The sequence below is a fragment of the Pseudomonas sp. ESBL9 genome, from assembly GCF_036668715.1.
In the GTDB taxonomy this organism is placed as follows: Bacteria; Pseudomonadota; Gammaproteobacteria; order Pseudomonadales; family Pseudomonadaceae; genus Aquipseudomonas; species Aquipseudomonas lundensis.
This window is the reverse complement of the sequence record NZ_JAZEVV010000004.1, coordinates 208799-224015: the sequence shown is the minus strand read 5'-3', so window position 1 is coordinate 224015 and position 15217 is coordinate 208799. Positions and strand designations below refer to the sequence as shown.

15 protein-coding genes and 5 tRNA genes are annotated in these 15217 nt (G+C 58.5%); 10 read left to right on the top strand and 10 right to left on the bottom strand.

Translation table 11 applies throughout. The annotated features are described in order from the left end of the window. Positions 1 to 8 precede the first annotated feature (8 nt). The 8 genes from alaS to mgtE all read left to right on the top strand — a co-directional run bounded on the left by alaS (position 9) and on the right by mgtE (position 6837). Positions 9 to 2627 carry an alanine--tRNA ligase gene (gene alaS / locus V6F78_RS13375; protein WP_094990222.1) on the top strand — a complete coding sequence of 873 codons (2619 nt, stop codon included), beginning with the start codon at positions 9 to 11 and terminating at the stop codon, positions 2625 to 2627. 83 nt (positions 2628 to 2710) lie between these two features. After that, positions 2711 to 3946 carry an aspartate kinase gene (locus tag V6F78_RS13370; protein WP_047278104.1) on the top strand — a complete coding sequence of 412 codons (1236 nt, stop codon included), beginning with the start codon at positions 2711 to 2713 and terminating at the stop codon, positions 3944 to 3946. A gap of 187 nt (positions 3947 to 4133) precedes the next feature. Next, entirely contained in the window at positions 4134 to 4322 is a 189-nt protein-coding gene (gene csrA / locus V6F78_RS13365; protein WP_003175645.1) for a carbon storage regulator CsrA, read from the top strand. A gap of 61 nt (positions 4323 to 4383) precedes the next feature. Continuing rightward, a tRNA-Ser gene (locus V6F78_RS13360) sits at positions 4384 to 4474 on the top strand. Positions 4475 to 4581: 107 nt separating this feature from the next. Further along, a tRNA-Arg gene (locus V6F78_RS13355) sits at positions 4582 to 4658 on the top strand. Positions 4659 to 4728: 70 nt separating this feature from the next. Then, positions 4729 to 4805, top strand: a tRNA-Arg gene (locus V6F78_RS13350). 70 nt (positions 4806 to 4875) lie between these two features. Next, a tRNA-Arg gene (locus tag V6F78_RS13345) sits at positions 4876 to 4952 on the top strand. Between the two features lie 442 nt (positions 4953 to 5394). Beyond that, positions 5395 to 6837, top strand: a complete 1443-nt coding sequence (gene mgtE, locus V6F78_RS13340) for a magnesium transporter (protein WP_047276945.1) — start codon at positions 5395 to 5397, stop codon at positions 6835 to 6837. A gap of 118 nt (positions 6838 to 6955) precedes the next feature. Here mgtE and V6F78_RS13335 read toward each other — a convergent pair whose 3' ends face one another. Beyond that, a complete protein-coding gene (locus tag V6F78_RS13335) occupies positions 6956 to 7282 on the bottom strand; it encodes an Arc family DNA-binding protein (RefSeq protein ID WP_047276944.1) in 327 nt (108 codons plus the stop codon). A gap of 364 nt (positions 7283 to 7646) precedes the next feature. Here V6F78_RS13335 and phnN point away from each other — a divergent pair, with 364 nt between their 5' ends. Beyond that, positions 7647 to 8225: a phosphonate metabolism protein/1,5-bisphosphokinase (PRPP-forming) PhnN gene (phnN, locus tag V6F78_RS13330; RefSeq protein ID WP_047294958.1), complete on the top strand. Its 579-nt coding sequence runs from the start codon at positions 7647 to 7649 to the stop codon at positions 8223 to 8225. Here phnN and V6F78_RS13325 read toward each other — a convergent pair. Together V6F78_RS13325 and V6F78_RS13320 are read right to left on the bottom strand one after the other, a co-directional pair. After that, positions 8217 to 8396, bottom strand: coding sequence for a PA3371 family protein (locus V6F78_RS13325; protein ID WP_047278099.1), 180 nt, complete (start codon positions 8394 to 8396; stop codon positions 8217 to 8219). The two genes, phnN and V6F78_RS13325, sit on opposite strands and share 9 nt — an antisense overlap. An 18-nt stretch (positions 8397 to 8414) precedes the next feature. Then, positions 8415 to 8651, bottom strand: coding sequence for a hypothetical protein (locus tag V6F78_RS13320; RefSeq protein ID WP_314397703.1), 237 nt, complete (start codon positions 8649 to 8651; stop codon positions 8415 to 8417). 355 nt (positions 8652 to 9006) lie between these two features. On the opposite strand from V6F78_RS13320, the gene V6F78_RS13315 reads away from it, so the two are divergent. Further along, positions 9007 to 9083 (top strand) — tRNA-Arg (locus V6F78_RS13315). Between the two features lie 31 nt (positions 9084 to 9114). Here the strand turns inward: V6F78_RS13315 and V6F78_RS13310 are convergent. The 7 genes from V6F78_RS13310 to V6F78_RS13280 form a co-directional block, all read right to left on the bottom strand. Further along, positions 9115 to 9384 carry a hypothetical protein gene (locus tag V6F78_RS13310; protein ID WP_186348030.1) on the bottom strand — a complete coding sequence of 90 codons (270 nt, stop codon included), beginning with the start codon at positions 9382 to 9384 and terminating at the stop codon, positions 9115 to 9117. A gap of 164 nt (positions 9385 to 9548) precedes the next feature. Next, a complete protein-coding gene (locus V6F78_RS13305; protein WP_169858679.1) occupies positions 9549 to 10448 on the bottom strand; it encodes an SDR family oxidoreductase in 900 nt (299 codons plus the stop codon). A gap of 118 nt (positions 10449 to 10566) precedes the next feature. Next, the gene (locus V6F78_RS13300) at positions 10567 to 11874 is read right to left on the bottom strand and encodes an MFS transporter (protein ID WP_047282946.1); all 1308 of its coding nucleotides are present in this window, start codon (positions 11872 to 11874) and stop codon (positions 10567 to 10569) included. A 46-nt stretch (positions 11875 to 11920) separates the two neighbouring features. Further along, positions 11921 to 13153 (bottom strand): sugar MFS transporter, encoded by a 1233-nt coding sequence (locus V6F78_RS13295; protein WP_047294948.1) that lies wholly within the window; start codon positions 13151 to 13153, stop codon positions 11921 to 11923. 44 nt (positions 13154 to 13197) lie between these two features. Further along, positions 13198 to 13575: an L-rhamnose mutarotase gene (locus tag V6F78_RS13290; protein ID WP_094990238.1), complete on the bottom strand. Its 378-nt coding sequence runs from the start codon at positions 13573 to 13575 to the stop codon at positions 13198 to 13200. Further along, a complete protein-coding gene (locus V6F78_RS13285; RefSeq protein WP_332727489.1) occupies positions 13572 to 14348 on the bottom strand; it encodes an SDR family oxidoreductase in 777 nt (258 codons plus the stop codon). Before V6F78_RS13285 ends, V6F78_RS13290 begins: the two co-directional genes overlap by 4 nt. Beyond that, entirely contained in the window at positions 14345 to 15208 is an 864-nt protein-coding gene (locus V6F78_RS13280; RefSeq protein ID WP_169839294.1) for an amidohydrolase family protein, read from the bottom strand. The genes V6F78_RS13285 and V6F78_RS13280 overlap by 4 nt, the downstream gene beginning before the upstream one ends. Positions 15209 to 15217 lie beyond the last annotated feature (9 nt).

Below are 15217 nucleotides of genomic sequence, written 5' to 3'. Positions count from 1 at the left end.
AAGAACCTATGAAAAGCGCAGAAATCCGTGAAGCCTTCCTTCGCTTCTTCGAGGAGCAAGGTCACACCCGTGTCCCTTCCAGCTCCTTGGTGCCGAATAACGACCCGACCCTGCTGTTCACCAACGCGGGGATGAACCAGTTCAAGGACTGCTTCCTGGGTCAGGAAAAGCGTGCATACACCCGTGCAACCAGCAGCCAGAAGTGCGTGCGTGCCGGTGGCAAGAACAGTGACCTGGAAAACGTCGGTTACACCGCCCGTCACCACACCTTCTTTGAAATGCTCGGCAACTTCAGCTTTGGCGATTATTTCAAGAAAGACGCGATCAATTTCGCCTGGACCTTCCTCACTGGCGTGCTGAAGCTGCCTGCCGACAAGCTGTGGGTGACCGTCTACGCCAGCGATGACGAAGCCTATGACATCTGGACCCAAGACGTCGGCGTACCCGCCGAGCGCATGATCCGCATTGGCGACAACAAAGGCGCTCCGTACGCGTCCGATAACTTCTGGACCATGGGCGATACCGGCCCGTGCGGCCCCTGCACCGAGATTTTCTACGATCACGGCCCTGAAATCTGGGGCGGCCCGCCAGGCTCGCCAGACGAAGACGGCGATCGTTACATCGAAATCTGGAACAACGTGTTCATGCAGTTCAACCGCACCGCCGATGGCGTGTTGCATCCGTTGCCAGCGCCGTCGGTAGACACCGGCATGGGCCTGGAGCGGATCAGTGCGGTGATGCAGCACGTCAATTCCAACTACGACATCGACTTGTTCCAGAGCCTGCTCAAAGCCGCCGCCGAGGCCATTGGTTGCGCCAATGAAGGTCAGGCTTCGCTCAAAGTCGTGGCGGACCACATTCGTTCGTGCAGCTTCCTGATTGCGGATGGCGTATTGCCGTCCAACGAAGGCCGCGGCTACGTGCTGCGTCGCATCATTCGTCGCGCTTGCCGCCATGGCAACAAGCTGGGCGCGACCGGCAACTTCTTCTACAAGATCGTGGCTGCGCTGGTGGCTGAAATGGGTGCCAGCTTCCCCGAGCTGGTGCGCGAACAGGCCAACATCGAGCGCGTACTCAAGGCTGAAGAAGAGCAGTTCTCCAAGACGCTCGAACAGGGCCTGAAAATCCTGGAGCAGGATCTGGCTGACCTAAAAGGCACCGTGGTGCCGGGCGACGTGGTGTTCAAACTGTATGACACGTACGGTTTCCCGATGGACCTGACGGCGGACATCGCCCGTGAGCGCAACCTGACGGTCGATGAAGCCGGTTTTGAACGTGAAATGGAAGCTCAGCGGGTACGTGCCCGCTCGGCCAGTTCGTTTGGCCTGGACTACAACACGCTGGTCAAGGTGGAGGTGCCGACCGAGTTCATCGGCTACAACGCCACGCACGGTTCGGCGAAGGTGGTGGCCCTCTATAAAGAAGGCCAGTCGGTCCAGACCCTGAATGAAGGTGATGAAGGCGTGGTCGTGCTCGACCGGACGCCGTTCTACGCTGAATCCGGCGGTCAGGTGGGTGATTGTGGTTACCTGCAGGCGGGTGCTGCGCGCTTTGACGTGCGGGACACCACGAAAACCGGCGGTGCGTTCCTGCACCACGGCGTGGTTGCCATGGGCGGCCTGAAAGTGGGCGAAACCGTCGAGACTCAGGTTGATGCCGATGTGCGCCACGCGACGGCTTTGAATCACTCGGCCACGCACTTGCTGCACGCTGCATTGCGCAAAGTGCTGGGTGAGCATGTTCAGCAAAAAGGTTCGTTGGTGGACAGTCAGCGCATGCGTTTTGACTTCAGCCATTTCGAAGCCATCAAGCCTGAGCAGATCAAGGCCCTGGAAGACATCGTCAACGCCGAGATTCGCAAGAACACACCGGTGGAAACCGAAGAAACCGACATCGAAACCGCCAAGCAAAAAGGCGCCATGGCGCTGTTTGGCGAAAAGTATGGCGACAACGTGCGCGTGCTGAGCATGGGCGGCGATTTCTCTGTGGAGCTGTGTGGCGGTATCCACGCCCAACGCACGGGCGACATCGGCCTGATGAAAATCACCAGCGAAGGCGGCGTGGCGTCGGGTATTCGTCGAATTGAAGCGGTGACCGGTGCGAGCGCACTGGCTTACTTGAACGCAGCTGAAGAGCAGCTCAAGGAAGCGGCGAACCTGATCAAGGGCTCGCGCGAAAACCTGGTCGACAAGCTCTCGGCGGTGCTGGAACGTAACCGTCAGTTGGAGAAGCAACTGGAGCAATTGCAGGCCAAGGCCGCAAGCGCGGCTGGCGACGATCTGTCGGCGTCGGCTGTGGACATCAAAGGCGTGAAAGTCCTGACCGCTCGCCTGGACGGTCAGGATGGCAAGGCGCTTCTGGCGCTGGTGGATCAGCTGAAGAACAAGCTCGGCCGTGCAGTGATCCTGCTGGGTGGGGTTTATGAAGACAAGGTCGTGCTGGTTGCAGGCGTAACCAAAGACCTGACCGGCCAACTCAAAGCCGGGGATTTGATGAAGCAGGCCGCTGCGGCAGTGGGCGGGAAGGGCGGTGGTCGCCCGGACATGGCGCAAGGTGGCGGTGTTGATGCTGCTGCTCTGGACGCCGCGCTGGCCCTGACTGTGCCATTTGTCGAACAGGGTATCTGAGGTCCAGAACGCGCCGCTGTCTAGTGGCGGCGCGTCGTTTGAATGATAAATGGGCGCCCTTTAGGGGCTGAGGCTGCTTTGAAATGGCTTTGATCGTACAGAAATTCGGAGGCACCTCGGTCGGCACTGTCGAACGAATCGAACAGGTCGCCGATAAAGTTAAGAAGTTCCGCGAAGCCGGCAATGACCTGGTGATTGTCTTGTCGGCAATGAGTGGCGAAACCAACCGCCTGATCGATCTGGCCAAACAGATCAGCGATCAGCCGTTGCCGCGCGAGCTGGATGTGATCGTGTCCACGGGCGAGCAGGTGACCATTGGCCTGTTGGCCATGGCGCTGAACAAACGGGGCGTGCCGGCGGTGTCCTACACCGGCAGCCAGGTGCGTATCCTCACCGACAGTTCCCATACCAAAGCCCGCATCCTGAAAATTGACGATCAGAAGATTCGCGCCGACCTCAAGGCCGGGCGTGTGGTTGTGGTCGCCGGATTCCAGGGCGTGGACGAGCAGGGCAATATCACCACATTGGGCCGTGGTGGCTCCGACACGACGGGTGTGGCGCTGGCGGCGGCGTTGAAGGCTGACGAGTGCCAGATCTACACCGACGTGGATGGCGTCTACACCACGGACCCGCGCGTGGTGGCGCAAGCCCGGCGTCTGGAGAAGATCACCTTCGAAGAAATGCTGGAGATGGCCAGCCTGGGCTCCAAGGTGCTGCAGATCCGTGCGGTCGAGTTTGCCGGCAAGTACAACGTTCCGCTGCGCGTATTGCACAGCTTCAAGGAGGGTCCTGGCACCCTCATTACTATTGATGAAGAGGAATCCATGGAACAGCCGATCATTTCTGGTATCGCGTTCAACCGCGACGAAGCCAAGCTGACCATCCGTGGCGTGCCGGACACCCCCGGCGTGGCGTTCAAGATTCTGGGGCCGATCAGTGCGGCCAACATCGAAGTCGACATGATCGTGCAGAACGTCGCGCACGATAACACCACCGACTTCACCTTCACGGTGCACCGTAACGACTACAACGCGGCGCAGACTGTGCTGGAAAACACCGCCCGCGAGATCGGCGCGCGTGAAGTGGTCGGCGATACCAAGATCGCCAAGGTGTCGATCGTGGGTGTGGGCATGCGCTCGCACGCCGGTGTGGCCAGTCGCATGTTTGAATCGTTGGCTAAAGAGAACATCAACATTCTCATGATCTCGACCTCCGAGATCAAAGTGTCGGTGGTGATCGAAGAGAAATACCTGGAGCTGGCCGTGCGTTCCTTGCACACCGCTTTTGAATTGGACGCGCCTGCCCCACAGGGTGAGTAGCGCGTTGCCCGAAGGGCGCGGTTGATCCGCGCCCTTTGTTTTTTTGATAAATGTGAACGAAGGCCTCTTGTTTCGTCATGTTGGTCAATACTGAAGGCGCGTCGGGCTATAGCTATTTAGCTAGTAGGCCGAAGCCCTTTTTTTTTGCAGACTGTTGTCCCTGAATGAATAGCGTGAGGAGAAACCTATGCTGATTTTGACTCGCCGGTGCGCAGAAAGCCTGATCATAGGCGACGGTGAAATTACTGTGACCGTGCTCGGTGTCAAAGGAAACCAAGTGCGGATCGGTGTGAATGCCCCCAAAGAAGTGGCCGTACACCGGGAGGAAATCTACCTGCGGATCAAGAAAGAAAAGGACGAAGAACCAAGTCTTTAATTTTATTTAAGTTTTTGGTTGCATACGGGGAAAAGGCTGGTTATTATACGCCCCGTGTTGCGGAGAGGTGGCCGAGTGGCCGAAGGCGCTCCCCTGCTAAGGGAGTACATCTCAAAAGGGTGTCGGGGGTTCGAATCCCCCCTTCTCCGCCATTATTCATGTAGCACGTTCGAATCTAGCCATTTCAGTAAGTCGTTGATTTTATTGAAAAAAACACTTGGCAGAGAGATTCAACGGTCTATAATACGCAGCTTCAAATGCACTCGTAGCTCAGCTGGATAGAGTACTCGGCTACGAACCGAGCGGTCACAGGTTCGAATCCTGTCGAGTGCACCATTTAAGAGTTAGTTGCTTCGGTAGTTAACTTGGCTTCAACCAGGGTGGTCTGGTTTAACAAACACACCTTGCACTCGTAGCTCAGCTGGATAGAGTACTCGGCTACGAACCGAGCGGTCACAGGTTCGAATCCTGTCGAGTGCACCATTTAAGAGTTAGTTGCTTCGGCGGTTAACTTGGCTTCAACCAGGGTGGTCTGGTTTAACAAACACACCTTGCACTCGTAGCTCAGCTGGATAGAGTACTCGGCTACGAACCGAGCGGTCACAGGTTCGAATCCTGTCGAGTGCACCAAACACCAAAAAGCCCGCCTCTAAAGCGGGCTTTTTGCTGTCTGTCATTTATGTTTTTCCACTCGTGTGGGGTCTGGTGACGCTGCGCACAGCGGTGCTCACCACCGATCAGGAATTAACCCGCTCCAAGGGTGCCTGTTAAAGGGTGTGATGCGCCTGAGCCGTTTTTTGCAGTGGCGTGTGTTCTCTTCCTTGAATCCGGCGTCGCAGATTCAGTCTCGCGACCATTGAATTGCGCATGATGCGCAAGCATTTGTATCCCCGAGATTTTTAAGCGTCATTAATTTTTTAAGCCGTGTATGATTGCGCCCGTCAGCCCCGCCGGGGCTTGTGGAATACCTCCATGGACTTACCCAGTAGTAACTCAGCATCCCGCTTTACCAATCATGAATTGACTGATTGATCCTTCCGGCGTGCCCTGCTGCTGGGAGTGGAGTTCGCCTATGACCGAAGTTGAAGTAAAAAAGACTCAAGACAGCCTGCAAAGCCGTCTTGCGCAAGTGATTGAACTGCTTAACCGCCAGCGTGTGGTCGAAGACCTGACACATCGTCAGGAAGGCCATCACCATGATCGGGTCGAGAACCTGGTCCACCGGCAAAACCTCGTAGAACTCCAGCGCAAGCTGGAAGACCTGCACTCCGCTGACGTTGCCTACATTCTAGAAGCGTTGCCTCTGGACGACCGTCTGACGGTCTGGCAGTTGGTGAAGGCTGACCGTGACGGCGACATCCTGCTTGAAGTGTCGGACTCGGTTCGAGAAACCCTGATCGCCGACATGGACGATCATGAGCTCCTGGCAGCCGCCAAGGAGATGGACGCTGACGAACTTGCTGACCTGGCCCCCGAGCTGCCGCGAGACGTCGTCCATGAGCTGATGGAAACCCTCGACGGCCAGCAGCGTGAGCGTGTGCGCTCCGCGTTGTCCTATAACGAGGACCAGGTCGGCGCCTTGATGGACTTCGAGATGGTCACCATCCGCGAAGACGTCAGCCTTGAAGTGGTTCTGCGTTACCTGCGTCGCCTCAAGGAGTTGCCCGGCCATACCGACAAATTGTTCGTGGTCGATTACGACGGCGCATTGAAAGGCGTGTTGCCGATCAAGCGCTTGCTGGTCAATGACCCTGAAAAGCAAGTGTCCGAGGTGATGGCCAGCGATCCGGTGAGTTTCCATCCGGATGAAGACGCCTACGATGCGGCGCAGGCATTTGAGCGGTACGACTTGATCTCGGCGCCGGTGGTTGACAAGAACGGCAAGCTGATCGGTCGTCTGACCATCGATGAAATGGTCGACCTGATCCGTGAAGAAAGCGAAACCGAAGTCCTCAACATGGCCGGTTTGCGCGAAGAAGAAGACATATTCGCGTCCGTCTGGAAATCCCTGCGCAACCGTTGGGCCTGGCTGGCGATTAACCTGATCACCGCGTTTCTTGCATCGCGGGTCATTGGGTTGTTTGAGGGGTCGATTGAAAAACTGGTGGCACTGGCGGCGCTGATGCCGATTGTGGCGGGCATTGGCGGCAACTCCGGTAACCAGACCATCACCATGATCGTACGGGCGATGGCGCTGGATCAGGTCAACACGGGCAGCACCTCGCGCCTGATGCGCAAGGAGCTGGCGGTCGGTCTTATCAATGGCCTGGTGTGGGGCGGGGTGATTGGCGTAGTCGCCTATCTGCTCTACGGCAGTTGGTCGCTGGGGGTGGTGATGACCGCTGCCATGACGCTCAACTTGTTGCTGGCGGCATTGATGGGGGTATTGATCCCGATGACGCTGGCGCGGCTGGGACGTGATCCGGCCATGGGGGCCAGCGTGATGATTACGGCTGTCACAGACAGTGGCGGGTTCTTCATCTTCCTGGGGCTGGCCACGATCTTCCTGCTCTGACCATCAACGGCTTGATCTGACTGTGTCGATCAAGCCGTTTTTGTTTCCGTTGAGCGGGAGCGTGCGGGCCGGCCACAAAAAAGCCAGCACAAGGCTGGCTTTTAATACCGCGTCTAGATCACGATGCGTCGGATGCCATTTCGACATCATGTGCAATCAATGAAACCAGTGCGTTTTGCTGACGATGTGACAGCTGGCGGAAGCGTTGCAACAGTTCGCGTTCATGCATGGACAGCTCCGGGCTGTCGAGGCGCAGCGCGGGCTCGTCGCCCAAGGCGCCTTCCTGGATGAGGCTCTGCTCCAGGCGGGCGATGATTTCTGAGTTCATGCTGCGATGGTGATTACGTGCCACCTCGGCAATGCGCTCGCGCATTCCGTCTGGCAGGCGCACTACGAACTTGTCAGCCGTACGGCTGGAATAAATAGCCTGTTTCAATGGGCGCATATAGTTAACCGGTTAGTTCAGGGGAGCGGTTCTCGGGATTGGCCGCAGGATGTGTTTTAAGACCATCCCTAAGGCCAAATGTTCAACCTGAATTGCTAAGAGGCCGGCATCATGCCTCAAATTAGCCACTTCCCTGGCGTCAATTCTGTGACAAATATTGAACCGGATACAGGCTTTTTGCCAGTAGTGATTATCAGAAATGCGCACTGGGTTGGATAGCGGTAACCGGTTCCATTCATCTGAAACACGTCATATAACGCCATTTGCGCGCAAATAGTTTGGAAGACGGAGCGGCAACCCTTATGTAAACCGCCACGGGTGCAGCGCCAGGGTTTAACCGATCAGCATCAGAAGAGGGTCGCAGATGTCAGGCAAATTGATCTATTTGATGGGCCCGTCTGGCTCGGGCAAAGACAGCCTGATCGAAGCGGCACGTCCCTATCTGGCCGAGCGCGGGTGTGAGGTGATGCGGCGTGTCATCACCCGCTCTGCCGAATCTGTGGGTGAGGACGCACAAAGTGTTTCAGCCCAAGCGTTTGAAGCGCTAAAAGAGCAGGGGGCCTTTGCCTTGCACTGGCAGGCGCATGGCCTCAGCTACGGAATTACCACGCAGTTGGATGACTGTCTGCGGCAGGGGCGCCACGTCTTGGTCAATGGCTCGCGCGCCTACCTGCGCCAGGCCCGCGAACGCTATCCGGATTTAGTGGCGGTCATGTTGTGTGTTAACACAGAGGTACTGCACGAAAGGTTGCTTAAGCGGGGCCGCGAAACGCCGGAGCAAATCCGGCAGCGCTTGCAGCGTAATGAGCTCTTTCTGGATGCGATGGCACTCTTGGGGGACGATGCCATCGAGGTGCTCGACAACTCCGCCAGCATCACCGTCGCGGTGCGAGGGTTGCTGGCCTTGATTGATGACGCAGCGGGGTATCCGGCTTCAGCGTAATTGCGGGTCAAACTTGATACGTCGTCCTACCAGCAACGCCACCAGCCAACAGCTGAAAAACGTAGCGGCGGCAAATAACGGCACGTCGCCCAGCGTCCCGTTAGGGATAAAAATATCCAGCGCCAGACTGGCCAGCGCCAACATCAAAAAACCAAATGCAATTTTGGACATGATTCTTTAAAGCTCTCTTTAGAAAACCCAGCGTTCGCCCTGAACGGCCTGCGTCTGCGCAGCGTGCTCGGCGGTCAGGTGAGGTGTGCCGCTTTGACCGGGTGTCATCACCGCCAACTGTGGCAATGGCGCGTGGGGTTTGTACGTTCCCGCCACTTCAACGCCCTGTTGACCAGTCGCCTCATCGGGGTGGAATTGAAAAATGACCAGAACGGCCAGCGCGAGTGCATTCAACAGGATCAATGTGCTGTTCATGGCGGTCATCTCTGAGGGCATGGACTTAATACTGTTGTGGTTGCAGTCTTCGTGCCAACGCAGGATACCTATAAAAGCCTTGTAAAACAGTCATTTACTGTCGATTTTTAAGGGGTGTGAGTTGCAAATTGCAATGACGCCATTTTGCTGCAATGCAAATTGCACGATGGCCAAGTGACGCTGTCCAACACGCCGATCCATGGGCGTATATGGGCTATGCAGGCTGATGTCCTGTCTGGCAGGCATTGAATTCCTTACAACTAAAAAGCCAACGGACGACATGACAAATCCCGACATCGCCGTTACCATGCACGCCGACCTGCACACCACGTCCTGTGCGTGGTACGCGTGATCAGTCTCAGTAGCTCAATTGGATAGAGCATCCCCCTCCTAAGGGGAAGGTTGCAGGTTCGAACCCCGCCTGGGACACCATTTCACGTCATCGCCTTTCAGTGTCTCCCCTTCAGATTATCTCTTCCTGCCCTTCGAGCTCGGCGTGTTTGAGCCAGGACTCGGTGATGCGGCGTTCGAGTTCTTCCAGGTCCGCCATGCCCAACACACGTGTGGTGTTCAGGCCGCGTATATACCCCATCAGCTGATTGGCCGCGGTGCGCTGAGCGTCAGGGCAGGCATGGTCGTCGTGAAGCACCTCTTGGTAAGCCGTCAGATACTCGGCGACACGTTCGCGGTATTGCGGCAGTACGGCTTCACGGATGCGGTCGAAGGTTCGCAGTTTTTGATTGGTATTCACGGTTGACCCTTACTGGAAGAATGGGCTGTTGTTTTTGTTACAACCAGCATTGAATGTAACCCACCCGTGACCCCGACCGCGATCCCTGTGCACGTTTCAGCGGTCGGCCGCACCGGCGGCCTTGTTCGCGTTTTAACGTTTATGCCTCAGGCAATGGATGTCCCTCCGGTAATGCCGAAAATCTCACCCGTGATGTAGCTCGATTCCTGGCTGGCCAGCAGCACATACAGCGGTGCGCACTCGGCCGGTTGCCCTGCACGACCGATGGGGGTTTCGGCGCCGAAGGTGGGGATTTTTTCCTGAGGCTGTCCACCGCTGGGTTGCAGCGGCGTCCAGAACGGGCCGGGTGCTACGGCGTTGACGCGAATGCCCTGGCCGATGACCTGTTTGGCCAGTGCTTTGGTAAACGCAGCAATGGCTGATTTGGTCGGCGCGTAGTCGAGCAAGGTTTCAGATGGCTGATAGGCCTGGATCGACGTGGTGTTGACGATGGTGGCGCCGGCCGGCAAGTGCGGCAGCGCGGCTTTGCACAGCCAGAACAAGGCGTAAACGTTGGTTCTGAAGGTCGCGTCAAACTGCTCGGTGGTCAGGTCGGCAATGGCTTTTTGCGCGGTTTGTTTACCCGCCACGTTCACCAGAATATCCAGCCCGCCCAGCCCTTGGACGGCTTGGCTCACCAATGTCTGGCAAAACGCTTCTTGGGACAAGTCGCCCGGAATGCAGAGGGCCTTGCGACCTTCGGCTTCGATCAAGGCGACCACCTCCCGTGCGTCAGCTTCTTCCTCAGGCAAATAGTTGAGCACGATGTCCGCGCCTTCGCGGGCGTAGGCAATGGCAACGGCGCGGCCGATCCCCGAGTCAGCCCCGGTTATCAGCGCCTTGCGGCCCGCCAGTCGGCCAAAACCTTTGTAGGATTTTTCGCCGTGGTCAGCATGGGGCTGCAATTTATGCACTGAACCGGGAGCGGGTTGCGGTTGCTCAGGAAAACCCGGCTGAGGGTATTGCGTCACCGGGTTTTGCATTGCGTACTGGTTTTCGGTCGTCATGTGGGCTGCTCCAGCTCAGATTGAAAGAACAAGCGCTGTTGCGCGTCTTTAAAAATCGGAGTTGGAGCACGGTTTGATCGTTCAATCGGATTTCAGGTGTCTTGAAACCGGGCAATGGTCAACGGCTGGGGGCGGGCACACCCTGTGGCGCTGGCCCGCTACTGGCCCGGCTTGAGCGCAACAGCATCAGCGCACCCAGTAAGGCAGTTCCGGCCAGGAAGTACATGCCCGCATGAGGGTTATCGAAGTGTTGCTCGACAAAGGTTTTCACCGTCGGTGCCAGAAACCCGCCCAGATTGCCCAGCGCCCCGATCACGGCAATCCCGCTGGCGGCCGCCGCGCCGCTTAACAGCCGCGTGGGCAGGGTCCAGAACAAGGGTTGCACGGTGATAAACCCTGACGCCGCGAGACAAAACGCCAGGATCACCAGCGGCAGGCTGGCGCTGAGGGTCGAGCCGACCATCCCCAGCGCCGCGAGCGCCAACATCCAGGCGGCATAGCGGGTTTGCTGACCCTTGCGGTCGGCATGTCGTGTCACCGCGTACAGCATGCACACCGTGGCCATCCACGGAATCGAGGTCAGCGCGCCCACGTGCAGACCAATCCCGGTGCCCAGCAGCTCGGCAATCCGGGTGGGCAGGTAAAACAGAACGCCATACACACTGACCTGAATCGTGAAATAAATCAGGGTGAAGTACAGCACGGCCGGGTTGATCAGGGCGGCGCGCCAGGACGACGGGCCCTGATTGGCTTTTTGCCGCTGTTCGGCATCCAGTGCCTGCTCGATCGCTGCCTTTTCCTCGATGTTCAGCCACTTCGCATCCCGCGGGCGGTCATTGAGGTAGAAGAACGCAACCACGCCGATCACCGAGGCGGCCAATCCTTCTGTCACAAACATCCATTGCCAGCCTGTCAGGCCAAACTGGCTGCTTTCTAGCAACCAGCCCGAGACCGGGCCGCCGATCATCAGCGAGAGCGGTACGCCAAAGTAGTAAATGCCGTATGCCGAACCCCGCTGGTTCTGCGGGAACCAGTAGGTCAAATACAGCACCACCCCCGGCGACAGACCCGCCTCAGCCACACCCAGCAAGAAGCGCAGGATGTAGAAGCTGGTTTCATCATGAGCAAACATCATGGCTGCCGACACCAGCCCCCACGTGACCATGATCCGGCTCAGCCAGACGCGGGCGCCGATCTTGTGCAGCATCAAGTTGCTGGGGACTTCAAACACCGCATAACCGATGAAGAAAATCCCGGCCCCAAGGGCAAATGCAGCGTTGCTCAGGCCTGTGTCAGCCTGAAAGGCGTGTTTGGCGAAGCCGATATTGGAGCGGTCGATGATGGCCATGGCGAACATCAGCGCCACGAACGGCAGGATGCGCCAGCGGATCTTTCTCAGGGCTTGTTTCAACGCGGGAGTGGACATGTAGAACTCCGATTATTGTTTTTGTGGAGTGCAACAACATCAGGTGTCAGTTGGGCCGGGCGCGCAATGCACTGCGGGCGTAGGCCGCGACAATCAAAAAGCAGCCTGTCGGCAGCAGGTACGCCACTGCCGTTGAAGAATGGTCGGCCACCAGCCCCATCACGTAGGGCAACAACGCGCCGCCGACGATGGACATGATCATGAATGAACTGCCGCGCTTGGTGTGCGGGCCGAGGTTTTTGACCCCCATGGCAAACAGAGTGGGAAACATGATCGACATAAAAAAGAACGTCGCCACCAGCGCGATCACCGACACCCCCTCCAGCCCGCTGACCACCACGACGCAGAGCCCGGTGTTAATCAGCGCATAGGTCAGCAGCAGGCGCTGCGCGTTTACCCGGCCCATCAACCAGGTGCTGAAAAATCGCCCGAACATGAAGCTGAGCATCGCCACCGAGAGCAAGTACGCCGCTTGCTGGTTGCTCATCTGCGCCCAGTGCTCAGTCACGTAATTGATGAAGAACGCCCCGACCCCGACTTGCGCGCCGACATAAAAAAATTGGGTGATGACCCCCGTGACGAATTCACGATGCTGCCACAGGGTTTTGTCGCTGCGCTGTTGCACGGCACTTTCCTGCTCGCGCAAATCCGGCAACGGGGTGCGGCCAATCAGCAGTGCCACCAGCAACACCAGTCCGGCGATCACCAGGTACGTCATCTGTAGCGATTGCGTGGATTCGAGATGGCTGGCACCGCCGAAGAACAGCGCGCCACCAATCAGCGGGCCAAAAAACTGCCCAAGCCCGTTGAACGACTGCGCCAGGTTCAAGCGCCGCTCGGCGCCTTGCGGTGCGCCCAATACGGTGGCGTACGGGTTAGCGGCTGTTTCCAGGCAGCCAAGGCCGCACGCAATCACGAACAGCGCAAACAGAAAAAACGCGAAGCTCTGTGCCGAGGCCGCGGGCATGAACAGCAACGCGCCGATGGCATAGAGACACAGGCCGAGCAGGATGCCCGCCTTGTAACCGTATTTATCCATCAGCAGCCCGGCGGGCAGGGCGATCACAAAGTACGCGCCGAAATAAGCGCTTTGCAACAAGCCCGATTGCGCCTTGCTGACGTGCAGTGTGTCTTGAAAGTGCTTGTTCAACACATCCAGCAAGCCGTAGGACAACCCCCATAAAAAGAACAGACAGGTCACCAGTATCAGTGCCCGGCGATAAGAAGAAACCGCCGCCGGACGGGGCGACGCTGCAACGGTGGAATGCTTGAGTGACATAACGCATCTCCTGCTTATTGTTGTTGTGTCGTTGCTGCCGGGTGTTAAAGGTCTCGCGCTTCGCCCGTGGCGCCCGTGTGGGGCGCGTGCAGGCTGAATATTTGTGCCATCGGCGTCCACTTCTGGTGCCTGGCCGTCCATGGCGTGGACTGTTGAAAGCGCCACATCAGCGCCTCCCATGCCTGTACGTGCGGGTCGCGGGCCCCGGCGCGGGCAAAGGCTTCAGGGTCGAACCCGCAGGCCGTGTCCATGACCATGAACAGGCGCGTGCCCAGTCGCCAGATCTGCATGTCCAGTACCCCGTTGTCGAGCAGGTGCTGGCTGATCTGCGGCCAGATCTGGCGGTGCAGGGCTTCGTATTCGGCAATCAGCGCCGGGTCGTCCTTGAGGTCGAGGGCCAGGCAATGACGTTGCGCCGTCATGTCAGCGCCCGGTCCAGGTGGGTGTAGCCGCCATCGACCACCAGCCATTGCCCGGTGGTGTGGGAAGACCTGGACGACAACAGGAACAGCACGCTGTCAGCGATTTCCTCGGCGGTTGTCATCCGCTGACCGAAGGGGATCTTCTCGACGATGCTGGCCAGCTTGGCCGTAGGGTCGGCAAAGGTGTCGATCCAGCGCGCGTACAGCGGCGTCATGACCTCGGCCGGGATCACCGCGTTGACGCGTACCCCGTCATTGCGCAGCGACGTGGCCCATTCCCGGGTCAGCGACAATTGCGCGCCCTTGGCGGCGGTATAGCCACTGGTACCACCTTGGCCGGTGAGGGCAGTTTTGGAGCTGATATTGACGATAGAGCCGCGACTGGCTTTGAGCGCATCCACGCACAAATGGGTCATGACGTAGTAATGGATGAGGTTTTTTTCCAGCGACTCGACAAAGCCCGCCCGCCCGGCTTCCAGCCCCACGCCATCATTGACCCCGGCGTTGTTCACCAGCCCGTTGATGCGTCCGAAACGTGTGAGTACCTGGGCCACGGCGGTGCGGCAGGCGTCTTCATCGCGCAACTCCACCTCTATGAACAGGCTTTGCGCCTGACGCTGGTCCAGTGCCCGCGCCAGCTCATCCGGCAACGGACTGTGGCCGAAAATCACCGGGATCGCGCCTTCATCGGCCAGCCCCAGTGAAATGGCCGCACCAATCCCCGAACCGCCGCCCGTAACGATAAACACCTTGTCCTGCAAATACAGATTCATGGGTTAACTCCTTCAATCCCGTAGACACGGCACGCGGTGCCGCCCCAAATGGCGGCCTGTTCGGACGTGCTCAGTGGCTGCGCCGCCTGCTCAACCAGGGCGCAGGTGCCGATGTAGTCGCTGGCCAGCAGGCACACCGGCCAGTCCGATCCGAACATCAGGCGATCGGCGCCGAACAGCTCCAGCGCGGTGTGCAGGTAGGGCAGTAAGGGTCTGCAGTCGCGCGATTGCCAGTCACCTTCGGTCATCAGCCCCGAGAGCTTGCAACTGACATGGGGCAGCGCCGCCAGCCCCGCGAGTTGCTGCGCCCACTCCCGCAGGCCCTGCGCTTGCACGTCGGGCTTGCCCAGATGATCGAGCACCAGGTGATGCCCGTCGTGCTGTTGGCACAGCCGGGTCGCGGCAGGTAAATCCCGCGCCTTGATCAGGACTTCATAGACCAGACCCTTGCGTTGCAGGGTGCTGAGCCCGCGATTAAACGCCGCGTCCTGCATCCACGCGGCGGGCACGGGCTCGTCTTGCAACTGATGACGAAACCCGCGTAGCACGCGGGCATCTGCCCATTGTTCAAGGGACGGCTCAAGGCGGGCCGAACGCAGGTCGGTCCAGCCCACCACGGCCCGTATCCAGGGATGCCTGTGGGCCAGTACCAACAGGCGATCCGTTTCGGTTTCGCAGGCGCGAGCCTGCACGGCAATGCAGCCATCAAGCCCGGCCCGGTCCAGCAAGGGCCGCAAATCATCGGGCTGAAAGTCCTGACGCAACGCTGGCATGTCGCCCGTTATCCACGGGTAGCGTGCCGCGTCGTAGCGCCAGAAATGCTGGTGGGCATCCAGCCGTAGTGAGTGTCGGGACGACATTATTGTTGT